Annotated in this window: 19 protein-coding genes; 10 read left to right on the top strand and 9 right to left on the bottom strand. The window is 68.6% G+C overall.

The window, feature by feature from the left end; genetic code table 11:
• Positions 1 to 40: 40 nt before the first annotated feature.
• The 3 genes from BN977_RS25430 to BN977_RS25420 are packed head-to-tail and all read left to right on the top strand — an operon-like array spanning position 41 to position 3,022.
• Positions 41 to 643 carry a lysophospholipid acyltransferase family protein gene (locus tag BN977_RS25430; RefSeq protein WP_051561895.1) on the top strand — a complete coding sequence of 201 codons (603 nt, stop codon included), beginning with the start codon at positions 41 to 43 and terminating at the stop codon, positions 641 to 643.
• Positions 627 to 1,475 carry a phosphatidate cytidylyltransferase gene (locus BN977_RS25425; protein ID WP_051561893.1) on the top strand — a complete coding sequence of 283 codons (849 nt, stop codon included), beginning with the start codon at positions 627 to 629 and terminating at the stop codon, positions 1,473 to 1,475. The genes BN977_RS25430 and BN977_RS25425 overlap by 17 nt, the downstream gene beginning before the upstream one ends.
• Positions 1,472 to 3,022, top strand: coding sequence for an ATP-binding cassette domain-containing protein (locus BN977_RS25420; RefSeq protein ID WP_051561892.1), 1,551 nt, complete (start codon positions 1,472 to 1,474; stop codon positions 3,020 to 3,022). Before BN977_RS25425 ends, BN977_RS25420 begins: the two co-directional genes overlap by 4 nt.
• Positions 3,023 to 3,093: 71 nt before the next feature.
• On the opposite strand, the gene BN977_RS25415 is transcribed toward BN977_RS25420, so the two are convergent.
• Genes BN977_RS25415 through prfB form a run of 7 tightly spaced genes read right to left on the bottom strand, consistent with a single transcriptional unit; the run spans position 3,094 to position 8,612 of the window.
• Positions 3,094 to 3,939: an EamA family transporter gene (locus tag BN977_RS25415; RefSeq protein WP_338100697.1), complete on the bottom strand. Its 846-nt coding sequence runs from the start codon at positions 3,937 to 3,939 to the stop codon at positions 3,094 to 3,096.
• On the bottom strand, positions 3,936 to 4,442 hold the full coding sequence (gene smpB, locus BN977_RS25410) for an SsrA-binding protein SmpB (protein ID WP_036402415.1): 507 nt from the start codon (positions 4,440 to 4,442) through the stop codon (positions 3,936 to 3,938). Before smpB ends, BN977_RS25415 begins: the two co-directional genes overlap by 4 nt.
• Before the next feature lie 2 nt (positions 4,443 to 4,444).
• A complete protein-coding gene (gene ftsX, locus BN977_RS25405; protein WP_036402410.1) occupies positions 4,445 to 5,341 on the bottom strand; it encodes a permease-like cell division protein FtsX in 897 nt (298 codons plus the stop codon).
• Entirely contained in the window at positions 5,342 to 6,031 is a 690-nt protein-coding gene (ftsE, locus tag BN977_RS25400) for a cell division ATP-binding protein FtsE (protein WP_024455045.1), read from the bottom strand.
• Positions 6,032 to 6,066: 35 nt separating this feature from the next.
• Positions 6,067 to 6,597 (bottom strand): Rv3103c family proline-rich protein, encoded by a 531-nt coding sequence (locus BN977_RS25395; protein ID WP_036402407.1) that lies wholly within the window; start codon positions 6,595 to 6,597, stop codon positions 6,067 to 6,069.
• On the bottom strand, positions 6,594 to 7,502 hold the full coding sequence (locus BN977_RS25390) for a mechanosensitive ion channel family protein (protein ID WP_036402404.1): 909 nt from the start codon (positions 7,500 to 7,502) through the stop codon (positions 6,594 to 6,596). The genes BN977_RS25395 and BN977_RS25390 overlap by 4 nt, the downstream gene beginning before the upstream one ends.
• A 3-nt stretch (positions 7,503 to 7,505) precedes the next feature.
• On the bottom strand, positions 7,506 to 8,612 hold the full coding sequence (prfB, locus tag BN977_RS25385) for a peptide chain release factor 2 (protein ID WP_036402401.1): 1,107 nt from the start codon (positions 8,610 to 8,612) through the stop codon (positions 7,506 to 7,508).
• A gap of 141 nt (positions 8,613 to 8,753) precedes the next feature.
• Between prfB and BN977_RS25380 the strand changes: the two genes are divergently transcribed.
• Entirely contained in the window at positions 8,754 to 10,094 is a 1,341-nt protein-coding gene (locus BN977_RS25380) for an FAD-dependent oxidoreductase (protein WP_036402398.1), read from the top strand.
• A 67-nt stretch (positions 10,095 to 10,161) separates the two neighbouring features.
• Here the strand turns inward: BN977_RS25380 and BN977_RS25375 are convergent, their stop codons facing one another.
• On the bottom strand, positions 10,162 to 10,521 hold the full coding sequence (locus tag BN977_RS25375; protein ID WP_036404391.1) for a hypothetical protein: 360 nt from the start codon (positions 10,519 to 10,521) through the stop codon (positions 10,162 to 10,164).
• A gap of 24 nt (positions 10,522 to 10,545) precedes the next feature.
• On the opposite strand from BN977_RS25375, the gene hisN reads away from it, so the two are divergent.
• From hisN to BN977_RS25355, 4 genes are all read left to right on the top strand, one after another.
• Positions 10,546 to 11,313, top strand: a complete 768-nt coding sequence (hisN, locus tag BN977_RS25370) for a histidinol-phosphatase (protein WP_036402396.1) — start codon at positions 10,546 to 10,548, stop codon at positions 11,311 to 11,313.
• Between the two features lie 81 nt (positions 11,314 to 11,394).
• Complete coding sequence (locus tag BN977_RS25365) at positions 11,395 to 12,783, top strand: acyl-CoA dehydrogenase family protein (RefSeq protein ID WP_036402394.1); 1,389 nt, start codon at positions 11,395 to 11,397, stop codon at positions 12,781 to 12,783.
• 30 nt (positions 12,784 to 12,813) lie between these two features.
• Positions 12,814 to 14,022, top strand: a complete 1,209-nt coding sequence (locus BN977_RS25360; RefSeq protein WP_024455037.1) for an acyl-CoA dehydrogenase family protein — start codon at positions 12,814 to 12,816, stop codon at positions 14,020 to 14,022.
• Between the two features lie 109 nt (positions 14,023 to 14,131).
• Positions 14,132 to 15,511: an FAD-dependent oxidoreductase gene (locus BN977_RS25355; RefSeq protein WP_036402392.1), complete on the top strand. Its 1,380-nt coding sequence runs from the start codon at positions 14,132 to 14,134 to the stop codon at positions 15,509 to 15,511.
• 65 nt (positions 15,512 to 15,576) lie between these two features.
• On the opposite strand, the gene BN977_RS25350 is transcribed toward BN977_RS25355, so the two are convergent.
• Positions 15,577 to 16,545, bottom strand: coding sequence for an esterase family protein (locus tag BN977_RS25350; RefSeq protein WP_036402390.1), 969 nt, complete (start codon positions 16,543 to 16,545; stop codon positions 15,577 to 15,579).
• Positions 16,546 to 16,789: 244 nt separating this feature from the next.
• On the opposite strand from BN977_RS25350, the gene BN977_RS25345 reads away from it, so the two are divergent.
• Both BN977_RS25345 and BN977_RS25340 read left to right on the top strand, forming a co-directional pair.
• Positions 16,790 to 17,356 carry a TetR/AcrR family transcriptional regulator gene (locus tag BN977_RS25345; RefSeq protein WP_036402387.1) on the top strand — a complete coding sequence of 189 codons (567 nt, stop codon included), beginning with the start codon at positions 16,790 to 16,792 and terminating at the stop codon, positions 17,354 to 17,356.
• A gap of 33 nt (positions 17,357 to 17,389) precedes the next feature.
• Positions 17,390 to 18,547 (top strand): acyl-CoA dehydrogenase family protein, encoded by a 1,158-nt coding sequence (locus tag BN977_RS25340; protein ID WP_036402384.1) that lies wholly within the window; start codon positions 17,390 to 17,392, stop codon positions 18,545 to 18,547.
• The last annotated feature ends 21 nt before the right edge of the window (positions 18,548 to 18,568 follow it).

Below are 18,568 nucleotides of genomic sequence, written 5' to 3'. Positions count from 1 at the left end.
GCAATCTGAAATGCGGGAGCCGAGCCTGCGAGGCAACCGCATGAGCGCGCTCCGGCACTGGTTGTGGCGCACGGTGTGTGCCGCCTCCGGCGGGTTGACCGTCACCGGTCGCTGGCAGGTCCGCGGTGGTGCGGTGATCGTCGCCAACCACGCCTCGCACGCCGACACCGCGGTGTTGCTGGCCGCCCTTCCCCCGTCGGCCAAGGTGATGTTCGCCGCGGCCGCCGACTACTGGTTCGACGTGCCGGCGCGCCGGCTGATCGCCACCTCGCTGATCGGCGTGCTGCCGCTGCGGCGCACCGGCGGCGGCAGCTACGACGACCTGGTCCGGGCCGCCGGCCCGCTGCTGAAGGCGGGCCACACCATCGTCATCTACCCGGAGGGCACCCGGTCCACCGACGGCAGCATCGCCGAATTCCGTTCCGGTGCAGTACGACTGGCCCGCGACTGCGGTGTGCCGATCGTCCCGGTCGCCGTGCTGGGCACCGCCGACGTGCTGCCCAAGGGCGGCACGTTCACCCCGGGGTGCCCGATGCGGGTGCACCTCGGCGACCCCGTCGACCCGCACCAGACGACGGCCGCGCGCCTGCGCGACGCGGTGCTGGCGCTGCGCACCGGAGAGCACCATGCCCTCGCTGCTTGACACGGTGGACTTCGGCCGGCCGGCCTGGTTCCTGCCGGCACTCACCGTCGGCATCCTGGCCGTCGCCGGAATCGCGGTGCTGATCTCACGCCAGCGCGACCTGATCCGCAAATGGCGCACCTGGGTGCTGATCGCCCCCGCCGTCGGCATCCCGACGATGCTCGGCGCCGGCACCACCGCCGCGTTCGCCGCCGCGCTCGCCGCGGTTGCCGTCCTCGAGTACGGCCGGCTGATCGGCTTGCGCCGCGCCGACACCGTGGTGCTGCTGGTGCTGGCAGTCGGTTATCCGGTCGCCGCGTGGCTGCGCCCGTCAGTGCTGGGGTTCACGCCGCTGCTGGTGCTGCTGTGCGCGGTGCCCGCGGTGCTCTCCGGTGACGTCGAAACCGGTTCGCGCCGGGCCGCTTTCACCGCGTTCGGGTCGGTGTGGATCTGCTGGTCACTGGCGCACCTGGTGCTGGTGTGGCCGGATGCCTTCCTGGTGTGCTTCGCCGTCGCCGCCACCGACGTCGCCGCGTGGTGCGGCGGTAAAGGGCTGCGGCGCCTGGCGTGGGCCCGGCGCCCGATCTCCCCGTTGAGCCCGAACAAGACCCTCGGCGGTGTCGTGGGCGCGGTGCTCGGTGCCACAGCGGTGCTGTTCGTGCTCGGCACCGTCTCGGTCGGACTGGTCCTGGCCGTCGCCGTCGGCGGGCTGTTCGGCGATCTGCTCGAATCGATGCTCAAGCGGCAGGCTCAGGTCAAGGACGCCGGCGACTGGCTGCCCGGCTTCGGCGGCCTGCTCGACCGCATCGACTCCCTCCTGTTGGCCCTTCCCCTGGTGTATGTACTGACATGAAAACGCAGACCATCTCGCGCGGTGTGGACGTCCACGGCGTCACCCTCGATACCCGACTGGACCGGGTGTCGTTCTCGGCCCGGACGGGCACGCTCACCGCACTCATCGGCCCCTCGGGTGCCGGCAAGTCCACCCTGGCCCGGGTACTAGCCGGGGCGACCCGGCCCGATTCCGGCGCCGTGCACTTCGACGGCACCGTGGGCATGGTGCCCCAGGACGACATCCTGCACGGAAAGCTCACCGTGGCAGAGGCTTTGGGGTACGCCGCGGAGTTGCGCGATGTCGAGCCCGCGGCCATCGCCGATGTGCTGGCCGAACTGGAGCTCACCGCGCACGCCGGCACCCGGATCGACATGCTGTCCGGCGGGCAACGCAAACGGGTCTCGGTGGCACTGGAACTGCTGACCGGCCCGTCGCTGCTCATCCTCGACGAACCCACCACCGGGCTGGATCCCGCCCTCGACCGTCAGGTGATGACGCTGCTGCGTCGGCTGGCCGACGCCGGCCGGGTCGTCATCGTCGTGACCCATTCGCTGGCTTTCCTGGACATCTGCGACCAGGTCCTGTTGCTCGCGCCCGGCGGTAGGACCGCCTACTGCGGCGCGCCCGCGGACCTCGGACTGGTGCTGGGCAGCACGGATTGGGCCGAGATCTTCGCCCGGCTGTGCGCGGATCCCGAAGGTGCGCAACGCTATTACCCGCACACCCCGGTACTGGCCCGCTCACCGCGGCCGCCCCACCGCCAGGGCACCCTCGGGCAGTTCCGCACCGTGGTCCGTCGTCAGATTCGGCTGCTGACCGCCGACCGCGGCCATCTGGCGTTCCTGGCGGTGCTGCCCGTGCTGGTGGGCATCCTGCCGCTGACGGTGTCCGGCCACGCCGGATTCCTCACCTCGGCGGTATCCGCGCCGTTCGAGGCCAAGCAGGTGATCGCGCTGACCAACTTCGCCGCCATCCTGATGGGCGCGACGCTGACGGTGCGCGACCTGACCGGCGAGCGAGCGATCTACACCAGGGAACGTGCGGCCGGGTTGTCGGCCGGTGCCTACCTGCTGGCCAAGATCGCGGTCTTCGGCGCCGTGGCCGCCGCACAGGCAACGTTGCTGGTGCTCATCGTCTGCATCGGCAAGCCCGCTCCGACCGAGGCCACGACGCTGGGCAGCCCGCTGCTGGAACTCGGCGTGGGTGTCGCCGCCACGGCGGTGGTCGCCGCCGTCCTCGGCCTGGCCATCTCGGCCGTGGCCCGGACCGTCGATCAGTTGATGCCGCTGCTCGCGGTGGCGCTGACCGCGCAGCTGGTGCTGGCCGGGGGCTTCATCCCGGTGACCGGCCGGCCGGCGCTGTCGGCGCTGGCGTCGGTCACCCCGGCACGGTGGGGTTTCTCGGCGTCGGCCTCGACGGCGGACCTGAGCAACCTGGTGGTCGGCATCGCGCAGGACGGGCATTGGCAGCACACGGCCGGCGCGTGGGGACTCGACATGGCGATGCTCGGGGTGCTGGCCCTGGCGTTCGCCGCTGTCGCACGGTGGCAGTTGCGTCGCGTGTGATCGCGAGCGGCCCCAAAATGCCAACTTCGCGCGGCGTGTCGCGTGCAAACACGGCCGCTCGCGAAAGAACCCTAACCCCCGGCGATCATGGCGACCGCGGCGAGGGCGGCGACCATGCCGACCACCTGCCAGCGGGTGACCGTCTCCTTGAGCACCAGCAGCGCCAGGGCCACCGTCCCGGCCGGATACAGGGCGATCAGCACGCCGGTCAACGACAGCAGCGAGTGCTGCAGGGCCAGCAGCATGGCCACGTTGGCGATCGTGTCCAGCGCACCGGCGGTCAGCGCCAGCCACAGTGGCACACCCGTCGGGACCCGCAGCTGGCGGGCGGCCAGCGCGATCAACACCACCAACAGCGACGCCGACAACCGGGCGAACACCAGCGGCCACAACCCAGCCTCGTGCGGGGCCTGGTCGATCACCACGAAGTTCAGCCCGAACGCCAGCCCGGACCCGACGGTCAGCCAGGCCACCTTGATGGTGAACCGGTGCTCGGTGGTGTCTTCATCGGTGACACCTCGGGATACCAGCACCACCGCGACCAGCGCCACCGCGATCCCGGCGAGCGCGACCGCACTGGGTCGCTCCCCCATCACCACCCCGAACCCGACCGGGACACCGGCCACCAGGATCGCCGTCAGCGGCGACACCACCGCGATCGGGCCCGCCCCCAGCGCGGCGTAAAACCACCACACCCCGAAGGCCTGGGCCAGCCCGCACAGCCCACCCCAGAACACCGCCGGCTGTGAAATATGACCGCCGACAACAAAAGCCAGCCCGGTCAGCAGCAGCAAGGCCAACGGATAGGACACGATGACCACCCGCAGCGCGGCCACCCGGCGCGAGGCGATCCCCCCGACGAAGTCGCTCACGCCGTAGCCGATCGCCGACACCAGCGCGAGCGCGACCCCGATCAGCGCATGCCCTTGGCCCGCCGGCCCATCTCGCGACTGATCTCGCGCTGCGCGTCACGCTTGGCCAGGTCCTGGCGCTTGTCGCGGGCCTCCTTACCCCGGGCCAGCGCCAGCTCCACCTTCACCTTGCCGTCGGTGAAGTACAGCGACAGCGGCACCAGGGTCAGGTTGCCGTCCCGGATCTTGCCGACCAGCGTGTCGATCTGCCGCCGGTGCAACAGCAGCTTGCGGTTGCGCCGCGGGGCGTGGTTGGTCCACGTGCCGTGGTGATATTCGGCGATGTGCAGATTGCGCAGCCACACCTCGCCGTCGTCGACCGTCGCGAAGGCGTCGACCAGCGAGGCCTGCCCCTCACGCAGGCTCTTGACCTCGGTGCCCACCAGCACGACCCCGGCCTCGAACGTCTCCAGGATCGAATAGTTGTGCCGGGCTTTGCGATTGGTCGCGACGACCTGGTTATTAGTTTTATCGGCAGCTTTGCCTGGCTTCTTACTCGTAGTAGCCATCTCTATCTTCGGACGTAACTGCGGAGGGTGACATAGGCCGTGATGCCAGCCATCGCCATGCCGAGGAGCAGCATCCGGGGAGCGCTGTAATACAGCACGTCCGCGTAATCGACGTTGGCGATCAGATTGGCTTGGTAGAACTGGTCGAGCGCCTTTTCCAGGAACACGGCCCGCACCACAATAAGCCCGATGACCGCCAACACGACACCGATTAATGCGGCGAGCATGGCCTCCACCAGGAAGGGCAGCTGGGTGTACCACCGGGTGGCGCCGACCAGCCGCATGATGCCGATCTCGGTGCGCCGGGTGTACGCGGCCACCTGCACCATGTTCGCGATCAGCAAGACCGCACCGATCGCCTGCACCAGCGCCACCGCGAACGCCACGTTGCTCATCCCGTCCAGCACGGCGAACAGCCGGTCGATCAGGTCTTTCTGGTTGAGCACGTTGAGCACCCCGGGCTGGCCCTGCATGGCCTGATCGAAGTCCTTGTGCTGCTCCGGGTTGTCCAGCTTGACGACGAACGACGCCGGGAAGGCGTCCTTGCCCGCGACGTCCTTGTATTGCGGGAACTTCTTGACCGCGTCCTCGTAAGCCTCGTCACGGTTCAGGAAGCGGACCGACTTCACGTCGTCGCGCGCCTCGATCCGGGCGCGCAGGGCCTTGCAGGGATCGGAGTCGCAGGTGAGGTCGTTGGCCGAGACGTCATTGGTGAGGAAGACCTGGCTCTCCACCCGGTCCAGGTAGATGGCGCGGGACTGGTCGGCCAGTCGGACCACCAGCAGACCACCGCCGAACAAGCCGATGGAGATGGCCGTGGTCAGAATCATCGCCACCGTCATGGTGACGTTGCGGCGGAAACCGGTCAGAACCTCATTGATGAGGAAGCCAAAACGCACTTAGCGATCCATTCCGTAGACGCCGCGCTGTTCGTCGCGGACGAGCCGGCCCAGTTCGAGCTCGATGACACGCTGACGCATGGAGTCCACGATGTGGTGGTCGTGCGTGGCCATCAGCACGGTGGTGCCGGTGCGGTTGATCCGCTCGAGCAGATCCATGATGTCTTTACTGGTCTCGGGGTCCAGGTTGCCGGTCGGCTCGTCGGCCAGCAGCACCAGCGGCCGGTTCACGAACGCCCGCGCGATCGCCACCCGCTGCTGCTCGCCACCGGAGAGCTCGTTGGGCAGCCGGTTGGCCTTGCCGGACAGCCCGACCATCTCCAGCACGTCGGGCACCACCCGGTTGATGACGTCACCGCGCTTGCCGATCACCTCGAGCGCGAAGGCCACATTGTCGAAGACCGTCTTCTGCTGCAGCAGCCGGAAATCCTGGAACACGCAGCCGATCACCTGGCGCAGCTGCGGGATGTGCCGGCCGGAGAGCTTGTTGACGTGGAATTTGGAGACGCGGATATCGCCCTTGGTGGGGTGTTCGGCGGCCAGCAACAACCGCATGAACGTCGACTTGCCCGACCCGGAGGGACCGATGAGGAAGACGAACTCGCCCTTGTCGATTTTGAGCGACACATCGTCGAGCGCGGGCCGCGCCGAGGATTTGTACTGCTTGCTCACTTTGTCGAGCGTGATCATCACGGCACGCCAGTGTAGCCGGAGGGCGACGCGGGTCAGCTCGCGCTGCGGGCCGGCGGCGGGGGTGTCGCCGGGGCCACCCCGGGATCGATCGTCGTCTGCGTCGTGGGTGGCGGCACCGCCCCCGGCAGGACCGGCAAGGTCAGCGGCGGAATCGGGCCGGGGCCGTCGGGATCGATCACCGTCGTCGTCGGCGGGGCCGGCGTCGTCGTGGTGGTGGGCGGCACGCCCGGCGTGGTGGTGTCGGTGGGCGGCGTGGTCTCGGTTGTGGTGGTCGGCTCGGTGGTCGGGGTGGTCGTGGTCGTCGTCGTCCGGTAGGTGCTGCGCGGCGTCTCCACCTTGGTGCGCGGCACCCAGGTGTACTCCGGGTCGGGGACGAAACCCGGCGGCACCACCTGCTGGGCCGGGGCCGGCGGCGGTGCGGGCGCCGGTGCGTAGGTGTTGTACAGCCACCAGGTGAAAAAGAAGGCGACGATCAGCGCGAAGGTGGACGTCCGCATCCGGCCCCACAACAGATAGTGCGGCCAGTGCCGGTTCTCCCCCTCGCGGCGCAGCTGGAATTTCACTGCTTGGGCTCCTGCGCCACCGCCGGGGCCAGCGTCGAGGTCTCGGCGGGCGAGGCGATACCCGCGCCGGCCAGCGCCGCGATCACCAGCAGCCGCAACCGCCGGCCCACCTCGAACTGCTTGCCGGGCAGGGTGCGGGCCACCATCCGCAGGTTCACGGTGTCGACCTGGATGCTCTCCACGCCCATCACCTGCGGTTTGTCCAGGAGCAGTTCGCGCATCTGTGGATCGTTCATCGCGGACTCACATACCCCGTTGAGCAAATCATTCACCGTGTGCAGGTCGGCGGTCACCGGCACCGGGATGTCCACCACGGCCCGCGCCCAGTCCTTGGACAGGTTCACCGTCTTGACGATCTGGCCGTTGGGGATGGTCAACATCTCGCCCTCGGAGGAGCGCAGCTTGGTCACCCGCAGCGTCACGTCGATCACCGTGCCTTCGGCCGGCAGTGCGATGCCGGAGACGGTCAACGCGACCAGGTCACCGAAGCCGTACTGCTTCTCGGTGATGATGAAGAAGCCCGACAGCAGGTCCTGCACCAGCCGCTGCGCGCCGAAACCGAGCGCGGCACCGATCACCGCCGCGGGCGCCACCAGGGAGGCGATCGGGATGGCCAGGATGTCGGTGAACTCCACGAACACGATGACGACGAGCATCGCGATGGTCACCCAGGAGATCACCGAGGCGACGGCTTGCCGGTGCTTGGTGGTCTCCGAACGGACCAGGGCATCGCTCTCGCGGAAGTCGGCGTCGATGCGCTGGGTCACCTTCTGCGCGATCCAGTTGACGAACCGGGCGGCCAGCATCGCGGCGAGCACGAGCATGACGATCCGCAACCCGCGGGTGAGGATCCATTCGCCGATCTGGCCGTGCCAGAAGCCGTGCCATTGCTGCGACCAGTTCAAGGGCTACTCGTCCTCTTTGCGGTTGCGCCACCGGATGCCGGCTTCCAGGAATCCGTCGATATCGCCGTCGAGCACCGCCGACGGGCTGCCCACCTCGTATTCGGTGCGCAGGTCCTTGACCATCTGATAGGGGTGCAACACGTAGGACCGCATCTGGTTGCCCCACGAGCTGCCGCCGTCACCCTTGAGCGCGTCCATCTCGGCGCGCTCTTCCTGACGCTTGCGCTCCAGGAGTTTGGCCTGCAGCACCCGCATGGCCGACACCTTGTTCTGCAGCTGGGACTTCTCGTTCTGGCAGGTGACGACGATGCCGGTGGGGATGTGCGTAAGCCGAACCGCCGAGTCGGTGGTGTTGACCGACTGCCCGCCGGGGCCGCTGGAGCGGTAGACGTCGACGCGCAGGTCGCCCTCCGGGATGTCGATGTGGTCGGTGGTCTCCACCACCGGGAGCACCTCGACGTCGGCGAAGGAGGTCTGGCGGCGGCCCTGGTTGTCGAAGGGGCTGATCCGGACCAGCCGGTGCGTGCCCTGCTCCACCGACAACGTTCCGTAGGCGTACGGCGCGTGCACCGCGAAGGTGGCGCTCTTGATGCCGGCCTCCTCGGCGTAGGAGGTGTCGAAGATCTCGACGGGGTACTTGTGGGCCTCGGCCCAGCGGATGTACATCCGCATCAGCATCTCGGCCCAGTCGGCGGCGTCCACCCCGCCCGCGCCGGAGCGGATGGTGACGACGGCCTCGCGCTCGTCGTACTCCCCCGACAGCAGGGTGCGCACCTCGAGGGCCTCCAGGTCCTCGCGCAGCTGCGCACGCTCGGCGTCGGCTTCGGCTTTGGCGTCCTCGCCGCCCTCCTCGGCGGCCAGTTCGTAGAGCACCGGCAGATCGTCGATGCGGCGGCGCAGTTCCTCGACGCGGCGCAGCTCGCTCTGGGCGTGCGACAGGCTGCTCGTCACCTTCTGCGCGTTGGCCTGGTCGTTCCACAGGTTGGGGTCGGTGGCCTCGGCCTCCAGCGTGGCGATGCGGGCGCGCAGACCGTCGACATCGAGCACCCGCTCCACGGTGGTGAGCGTTGCGTCGAGGGCGGCGATATCGGCAAGAAGGTCGGGATCCACGAAAGTTCAGGGTACCGGCCGCTTATCCAGAGTCCGCCCTCGATCGGCGCGCCGCGGCTAGCATCGGGCTGGTAACCGGTCCGGTGACGTCGCGACAGCCCATAGCGCGCCGCCGGTCAGCCTGACGAAAAGGCTTTGCGTATGCGCCCGTACCACGTGGCGATCGTCGGCTCGGGCCCCTCGGGGTTCTTCGCTGCCGCGTCGCTGTTGAAGTCGGATCGAGACGTCCGCGTCGACATGCTGGAGATGCTGCCCACGCCGTGGGGGCTGGTGCGGTCCGGGGTGGCGCCCGACCATCCGAAGATCAAGTCGATCAGCGCGCAGTTCGCGAAGACATCGGAGGATCCGCGGTTCCGGTTCTTCGGCAACATCACCGTCGGCGACCACGTCCAGGCGGCCGAGTTGGCGCAGCGCTACGACGCGGTGGTGTACGCCGTCGGCGCGCAATCCGACCGGGCGCTCGGGATTCCCGGCGAGGACCTGCCGGGCAGCGTGGCCGCGGTGGACTTCGTGGGTTGGTACAACGCGCACCCGCATTTCGAGGGCATCGCCCCCGATCTGAACGCCGAGCGCGCCGTCGTGATCGGCAACGGCAACGTGGCCCTGGACGTCGCGCGGATCCTGATCAGCGATCCGGAGATCCTGGCGCAGACCGATATCGCCGACCACGCGCTGGACTCGCTGGGGGTGCGCGGGGTCAAGGAGGTGATCGTGGTGGGCCGGCGAGGTCCGGTGCAGGCCCCGTTCACGACGCTGGAACTACGCGAACTCGGCCACCTGGAGCAGATGGCCGATGTGGACATCGTGGTGGACCGCGCGGATTTCGACGCCATCACCGACGAGGAGCTGGAGGCGGCCGGCAAGACCGTCAAGCAGAACGTCAAGGTGCTGCGCGAGTACGCCGAGCTGACTCCGACGGAGGTGAAGCGGCGGGTGGTGTTCAAGTTCGCGACGTCGCCGATCGAGATTCGCGGCAACGGCCGTGTCGAGTCGATTGTGTTGGGCCGCAACGAGCTTGTGGACGAGGGCGGCCGGGTGGTGGCCAAGGACACCGGCGAGCGGGAGGAGATCCCGGTGCAGCTGGTGGTGCGCGCGGTCGGTTACCGCGGGGTGCCGCTGGCCGGGCTGCCGTTCGACGACCGCTCCGGCACCATCCCGCATACCGACGGGCGTATCGACGGCAGCCGCAACGAGTACGTCGTGGGCTGGATCAAGCGCGGACCGTCCGGTGTCATCGGGTCGAACAAGAAGGACTCGGCCGACACCGTCGACACGCTGCTGGCCGATCTCGGCGAGCCCGGGTTCGCCGAGGACCACGCGTCCGAGTTGGCCCGATGGCTGCTGGAGCGCCAACCCAAACTGGTCACCGACGATCATTGGCAGCGCATCGACGCCCACGAGCGGGCCGTCGGGGAGGCCCAGAACCGGCCGCGGGTCAAGCTGGTCAGCGTCGCCGACATGCTCGGCATCGCACACGGCTGATCACCCGGCCGCGCTCGCGCGATTGCGGCACGAACTTTCGTGCCACAACGGCAATCCCGCGGTCCGACTAATACAGCCCGGCGGGGTTGTCCGGCACCTGCGGCGGCGCGAAGCGCCAATTGTCCGGATTCTTGAGCGAATACACGACCGGGATCAACTGCCCCATGGTGGGCCAGTCGTTCACGTCGACGGCCAATTGCTGATACACCACGTGCTCGGCCACGGTGGGTCCGTTGATCACGCCGGTGATGGTGACGAACTGCTCGCCGGTGGCGTCCGGGCGTGGACTGACGCCCGTCACGAGCAGGTTGCCGGACTGCCAACCGGCGGCGACACCACCGCCGCGGCCCTGACGCTTACGGATCCACGGTGCGGCCAGCAGCACCAACGCCCCGATCAACAGCAACACCATGGCGAATTCCCACATGACGACCATGGTAGGACTGCTGCCATGAGCACCGATCTGACTCTCGCCCTTCAACTCGCCGATCAGGCCGACGCGTTGACCATGGAGCGTTTCGGCGCACTGGATCTGCGGGTGGAGACCAAGCCGGATCTGACCCCGGTGACCGACGCCGACCAGGGCGCCGAGCGGGCGCTGCGCGCCACCCTGGCCCAGGCCCGCCCCGACGATGCGGTGTTCGGTGAAGAGTTCGGCGGCGCAACAACATTCACCGGCCGGCAGTGGATCTTGGATCCCATCGACGGCACCAAGAATTTCGTCCGCGGGGTGCCGGTCTGGTGCACCCTGATCGCCCTGGTCGACGACGGCGTGCCGACCGTCGGTGTGGTGAGCGCGCCGGCACTGGGGCGGCGCTGGTGGGCGGCCGCCGGCGAGGGGGCGCACGTCTCGTTCAACGGGACCACCCGGCGGATTCAGGTGTCCGGCGTGAGCGAGCTGGGCGCGGCCAGCCTGTCCTACTCGGATCTGACCACCGGCTGGGAGGACCGCCGCGAGAAGTTTGTCGCCCTCACCGACGAGGTGTGGCGGGTGCGCGCCTACGGCGATTTCTGGTCGTACTGCATGGTCGCCGAGGGTGCGGTCGACATCGCCTGCGAACCCGAGGTGAAGGTCTGGGACATCGCCCCGCTGGACATCTTGATCCGGGAGGCCGGCGGCACCTTCAGCAGCGTCGACGGCCGACCCGGCCCGCACGGCGGTAGCGCACTGGCCACCAACGGTTTGCTGCACGAGCAGGTGCTGCGCCGCCTGGTGTGAATTTCGTAACAGATTTTGCCGACCTTACTCCAGAGTAAGATACGGTCATGGCGCACCGCACCTACTGAATGAGGCTGTGACATGACCCAGATCGAATCCCGCCCGAAGCGCACCGGACCGGAGAGTGCCGTCGGGCTGCACAAGCACAAGCGGACAGCGACCGATATCGGATTGGCGCTGATCACACCCCTGGTCGGCCAGGAGTTCCTGGACCGCTACGGTCTGCGCGACCCGCTGAACAAGACCCTGCGCTACGGCGTCAAGACGGCGTTCTCCGCCGCAGGCGCGACCACCCGGCAGATCAAGCGGGTGCAGGGCCTCGGCAAACCGGCGACGCGACTCGAAGCCGCCCGGCCCGGAAAAGGGTCCGACTACTTCGACCTGACCCCCGACGAGGATCAGAAGCTGATCGTCGAGACGGTCCAGGAGTTCGCCGAGGAGATCCTGCGGCCCGCCGCCCACGACGCCGACGACGCCGCGACCTACCCGAAAGACCTGATCGCCAAGGCCGCCGAGCTCGGCATCACCGCGATCAACATCCCGGAGGATTTCGACGGGATCGCCGCGCATCGCTCCACCGTCACCACCGCGCTGGTCGCCGAGGCCCTGGCCTACGGCGACATGGGGTTGGCGCTGCCGATCCTCGCGCCCGGCGGCGTCGCCTCCGCCCTGACCCACTGGGGCAGCGCCGACCAGCAGGCCACCTACCTGCCCGAGTTCGCCGGCGAGAACGTGCCGCAGGCCTGCGTCGCGATCGCAGAACCGCACGCGCTGTTCGACCCGACGGCACTGAAGACCACCGCGGTCCGCACCCCCAGCGGTTACCGGCTCTCCGGCGTGAAGTCGCTGGTGCCGGCGGCCGCCGACGCCGAGCTGTTCATCATCGGCGCGCAGCTGAACGGCAAGCCCGCGCTGTTCATCGTCGAATCGTCGTCGGAGGGCCTCACCGTCAAGGCCGACCCGAGCATGGGCATCCGCGCCGCCGCGCTGGGCAAGGTGGAACTGGACAACGTCGCCGTGCCGCTGCACAACCGGCTCGGCGAGGACGAAGCATCCGACGACGATTATTCTGAAGCCGTTGCCTTATCCCGATTGGGTTGGGCCGCATTGGCCGTCGGCACCTCGCACGCCGTGCTCGACTACGTCATCCCCTACATCAAGGAGCGCGAGGCGTTCGGCGAGCCGATCGCCAACCGCCAGTCGGTGGCGTTCATGGCCGCCAACATCGCCATCGAGCTCGACGGGCTGCGCCTGATCACCTGGCGCGGGGCGTCGCGCGCCGAGCAGGGCCTGCCGTTCATCCGCGAGGCCGCCCTGGCCCGCAAGTTCGGCGCCGACAAGGCCATGCAGATCGGCCTGGACGGTGTCCAGTTGCTCGGCGGCCACGGCTACACCAAGGAACACCCGGTCGAACGCTGGTACCGCGATCTGCGGGCAATCGGTGTCGCCGAGGGTGTCGTCGTCCTGTAACCGCACGGCTCTCTGGAAAGGCTCAAAATCATGGCGATCAATCTGGAAATGCCGCGCAAACTGCAAGCGGTCATCGAGAAGGGGCATCAGGGCGCGGCCGAGATGCTGCGTCCCATCTCCCGCAAGTACGACAAGGCCGAGCACGCCTACCCCGTCGAGCTGGACACCCTGGCCACCCTCTTCGAGGGCATCTCGGAGGCCAAGACCATCTCGTTCGCCGGGGCCGAGGCCTTCGCCTCCGGCGACAGCACCGGCCAGAACATCAACGGCGCCAACATGTCTGCGCTGTTGAACGCGCTGGAGATCAGCTGGGGCGATGTCGCGCTGCTGCTGTCGGTGCCGTACCAGGGCCTGGGCAACGCCGCCATCTCGAGCGTGGCCAGCAAGGAACAGCTCGAGCGGCTCGGCAAGGTGTGGGCCGCGATGGCGATCACCGAGCCGTCGTTCGGTTCGGATTCGGCGGCGGTGTCGACGACGGCCACCCTCGACGGTGACGAGTACGTCATCAACGGCGAGAAGATCTTCGTGACGGCCGGCTCGCGGGCCACCCACATCGTGGTGTGGGCGACGCTGGACAAGTCGAAGGGCCGCGCGGCCATCAAGTCGTTCATCGTGCCGCGGGAGCATCCCGGGGTGACGGTGGAGCGTCTGGAGCACAAGCTGGGCATCAAGGCGTCCGACACCGCGGTGATCCGCTTCGAGAACGCCCGCATTCCCAAGGACAACCTGCTGGGCGATCCGGAGATCAAGGTGGACAAGGGTTTCGCCGGGGTCATGGAGACCTTCGACAACACCCGGCCCATCGTGGCGGCGATGGCCGTCGGCGTGGCCCGCGCCGCGCTGGAGGAGCTGCGGACCATCCTCACCGAGGCGGGCGTCGAGATCTCCTACGACAAGCCGGCCCACGCGCAGAGCGCCGCCGCGGCGGAGTTCCTGCGGATGGAGGCCGACTGGGAGGCGGGCTACCTGCTGACGGTGCGCTCGGCGTGGCAGGCCGACAACAAGATCCCCAACTCCAAGGAAGCCTCGATGGGCAAGGCCAAGGCCGCCCGGGTGGGAACCGACATCACCCTCAAGACCGTCGAGATGGCCGGTACCGCAGGCTATTCGGAGGAAACGCTGCTGGAGAAGTGGGCGCGGGACTCCAAGATCCTGGACATCTTCGAAGGCACGCAACAGATTCAGCAGCTGGTGGTCGCCCGGCGGCTGCTGGGGCTGTCCTCGGCGCAGCTGAAGTAGCGTCCGTGACGATCGGCGGCGTCCGTGCGGGATTCGCGCGGACGCCGTCGTCGTTTTCGAGTACCGGCATACTCTATGCCGCTGCCGCCCGCGCACCGACACTCCAGAAATGGCGAATATCGGTGATCGCGCGATAGTCCTGGGCGCCAGCGTCGGCGGCCTCCTGGCGGCACGGGTGCTGTCCGAACGGTATCGCGATGTCCTGATCGTCGAACGCGATGTGCTCGACGACGAAGCGGTCCCGCGCCGCGGTGTCCCGCAGGGCCGGCATGGGCACGCGCTGCTGGCCCGGGGCGCCCAGATCCTCACCGAACTCTTCCCCGGCTTCGGCGACGAACTGGTCGCCGACGGTGTGGCGGCGTGGAGTACCGAGCTGACGCGGTTGCATATCGCCATCGGCGGTCACGAATTCGCGCACCACCGCGACGTCGTCTCGCCGGGCGCTCCGCCGCTGTACTTTCCCAGCCGTGCCCTGTTGGAGCGCAACATCCGCCGGCGGGTGCGCGCCATCCCGAACGTGACCGTGCTGGACGGCCATGATGTCATCGGTCTCTCGTCGGACGGGGCCGGTGACGTCACCGGTGTCCGGGTGGCCCGGCACGGCGGTGACGACCACCGGATCATCGGTGCGGATATCGTCGTCGACGCGACGGGGCGAGGCTCGCGCACACCGGTGTTCCTCGACGAGCTCGGCTACGGCCGCCCGCGCGAGGACGAACTGGTCGTCAAGCTGGCCTATGCCAGCCAACTGCTGCGCATCCCGCCCGGCACCCTGCACGAGCAGATGATCGGGCTGTTCCCAGCACCTGGCCGTCCCCGGACATGGACCCTCGTCGGCTACGAGCACGACACCTGGATGATGACGGTGGGCTCGATGGTCGGCCAGGAGCCGCCCGCCGATCGGGCCGAATTGCTGGCCTTCGGTGAAGGTTTCGCGCCGCCACATGCGCTGGCGGCCGTGCGCGCCGCGACCCCGCTCAGCGATGTCGAGCACTACCGGGTGCCGTCCAACCGCTGGCGGCGCTACGACAAGATGGCGCGCTTCCCGCGCGGTCTGCTCGTGTTCGGCGACGCGATCTGCAGCTTCAACCCGATCTACGGACAGGGCATGACGGTTGCGGCGATCGAGTCGACCATCCTGCGGGACTGCCTGAGTCACGGCGATCGCGATCTGGCGCACCGGTTCTTCCGGGCCGGCGCGCGTCGACTGCGGGTGGCCTGGCAGACCGCGGTGGGCTCGGACCTGTCCCTGCCGGAGGTGCCCGGCCCGCGCCCGCTGCCCATGCGGTTGTCGAACGCCTACCTCGACTGGGTGATGCGGGCGGCCGAAGCCGACGACGACACCGCGATTCAGTTGCTGCGGGTCACCGGCATGCTCGACTCACCGATGCGGCTGTTCCGGCCCGGCTTCGTCGCGCGCGCGGCCCGGGTCAACCAGCGGCACCGCGAACGTGTTGCGCCGCAGCCGGTCCCGATGGCCAAGCCGTGAGGACCTCCGCATAGCAAAATCCCCCGGGACCAATACGGTCCCGGGGGATTTCGCTATGCGTCAGCTCAGCCGAGCGTGCGCTGCATGTCGGGGATCATCGCCTGCAGCTCCCGGCCCCAGTACGCCCAGTTGTGCGTGCCGTTGTCCGGGAAGTTGAAGACGCCGTTCTTACCGCCCGCGGCCAGGTAGTTGTCGCGGAAGGTGATGTTGGTCTTGATGGTCAGGCCCTCCAGGAAGGTGGCGGGCAGGTCGCCGCCGCCGAGCTCGTTGGGCTGGCCGTTACCGCAGTACACCCAGATGCGGGTGTTGTTGGCGACCAGGCGGTCGATGTTGACCATCGGGTCGTTGCGCTTCCAACCGCTGTTCGGGTCCTCGGTCTTGCCCCACATGTCGTCGGCCTTGAAGCCACCGGCGTCACCCATGGAGATGTTGATGAGGAACGGCCACCAGCCCTCGGAGGGGTTCAGGAAGCCCGACAGCGAACCGGCGTAGATGAACTGCTCCGGGTGCCAGATCGCCAGGGTCAGCGAGGCCGAGCCGGCCATCGACAGGCCGACGGCGGCGCTGCCGGTGGGCTTGATGCCACGGTTGGCCTGCAGCCACTGCGGGAGTTCCTGGGTCAGGAAGGTCTCCCACTTGTAGGTCAGCGTCGGGCCCTTGTTGCGGGCCGGCGCGTACCAGTCGGCGTAGAAGCTGGACTGCCCGCCGACCGGCATGACCGCCGACAGGCCGCTGTTGAGGAACCACTCGAACGCCGGGGTGTTGATATCCCAGCCGTTGAAGTCGTCCTGGGCGCGCAGGCCGTCGAGCAGGTAGACGGCGGGCGAACCCTCGCCTCCGCTCTGGAACTGGATCTTGATGTCGCGGCCCATCGACGGCGAGGGCACCTGGAGGTACTCAACCGGCAAACCGGGGCGCGAGAAAGCACCGGCGGTCGCGGTTTCGCCGGTCATGGCGACCGCACCCGGAATGACGAGCGCCGCGGCGGCAGCAGCCCCGATCCGGCGCATCCATCGGCCTACAACGTTCTGCATAAATCCATCCCAACTCAGATTGTTCACGGTCACGCTCGCCCCTGGGCAGCGAAGACCACGAGGCCGGCACCACCCAGCAATACCGCTGCGCGACGTTGCACGGCGGTATCACGCGTCCGCTCGACCCTCGGGTTGTGGCAGCAGAGCGGACCGAGAATTTCAGTTGTCGCGGCTTGCAGTAAAACATGCAGCCAGCGGGTTCAGAAAGTCCGGGGTCGCGGCGTGCCGCCGTAGGCTTCGCTTCATGACCGGCGATCGCACCTCCCCCAGCAACCGCTTGTCGGTCGACGACTGGCTGCAGGCCGGCTACGCAATCCTGGCGGAGGAGGGCATAAAAGCCCTGAAAATCGACCGTTTGTGCCACCGACTCGAGGTGACGAAGGGCAGTTTCTACTGGCACTTCACGGGCATGTCCAGCTATCGCACAGCGCTTGTCCAGGGTTGGGGTGAGCTGCGCGACGCGGATCGCCGGTCCTGGGAAGAGATCGGATCGTTGCCTCCTCGCGATCGCCTGCGGCACATGATGGCCGCGCTGATCAGCCCCCGGCACTGGACGCTGGAGCGAGCGATGCGCGAATGGGCACGCACCGACGAGGCGGTGGCCGCCAGCGTGCGGGCCGCCGATCGCCGCGTGCTGGCCGCGGTGCGGCGCGCCTTCCTGGACTACGGCTTCGACGCCGACGAGGCCGAGCTGCGCGCCGACGCGACGTTCGCCGTGGGAATCGGGTTACTCCATCTCTCCGGCTCCACGCCGCACCCCGGCCAGGCCGCCCGCAGCGAACGATTCCTGGATCTCATGCTCGCGACCTGATTTCCATACTAAAAAGTATGGTAGCGTCCGGGCATGTTGAGCACGCAGCCCGGAATCACCGATGAGTTCGTCGCCGCGCTCGCCGACCGGGCCGCCGAGGCCGAAACGCTGCGCCGGCTGCCCGATGCCACGCTCGAGGACCTGCTGGCGTCCGGATTCACCGATCTGCTGGTTCCGGCCCGGTACGGAGGACAGCAGGCCCCGTTTCCGGCCCTCCTCGATCCGGTCCGGCGGCTCGCGCACGGCTGCACGTCGAGCGCCTGGACCATCGGCTTCTTCACGCTGCACAACTGGATGCTGGCGCTGTTCGGCGAGCAGGCCCAGGACGAGGCATTCGGCAGCAGGCCGTTCCTGGCGCCCGCGCCGCTGGCCCCGACCGGCCGGGGCCGGCCCGTCGACGGCGGCATCCGGCTGACCGGGCGATGGTCGTGGGCCACCGGGGTGATGCACGGCAACTGGATCATCGTGGCCGCCCTCTGCGGACCGGACGATGCGCCCTACCCGGCGCTGGCGCTGCTGCCGATGAGTGCGGTCACCGTCGCCGACATCTGGCACACCGACGGGACGCGGGCCACCGGCTCCAACGACGCGATCGTCACCGACGCGTTCGTGCCCGAGCATCGACTGGTCAAGGTGACCGACATCTACGCGGGCACCGCGCCGGGCGCCGGCCTGCACGACGTCGCCACCTACCGCTGGCCCATGGTGCCGGCGCTGGCGCTGCTGGCCGCGATGCCGGCGCTGGGCAGCGCCGAGCGGGTCACCCGGCTGTACGCCGACCGGCTGGCCGAACGGGTGCTGCCGTACGAGGGCGTCGTACAGAAGGACAAGCCGATCGCCCAGGCGCACCTGGCCGGGGCACAGGTCCGGCTGCGGGCCCTGCACGGCTTGCTCGCCGACACCGTCGGCGAGATCGAGGCCGTCGTGCAGCGCGGCGACACCGTCGACAAGCCCGTCCGCGCGCAGGCCCGGCTGGCCGCGGCCCACATCGTCGCCGAATCGCGGGCAATGATCACCGAACTGCTGGGCGCGGGCGGCGCCAGCATCCACTTCCTGTCCAGTCCGCTGCAACGCTTCAAACGCGATGTCGACGTGCTGGCCGGGCATGTGGTGTTCGACTACGACACCAGCCGCGAACTCGCCGGCGCACTGGCCCTCGGCATGAAGATTCCACGGACGTCGATGATCTGAGCCCGTGAGGCATAGGGTGAT

This window comes from Mycolicibacterium cosmeticum, from assembly GCF_000613185.1.
Lineage (GTDB): Bacteria > Actinomycetota > Actinomycetes > Mycobacteriales > Mycobacteriaceae > Mycobacterium > Mycobacterium cosmeticum.
This window is presented reverse-complemented; position numbering and strand designations above follow the sequence as displayed.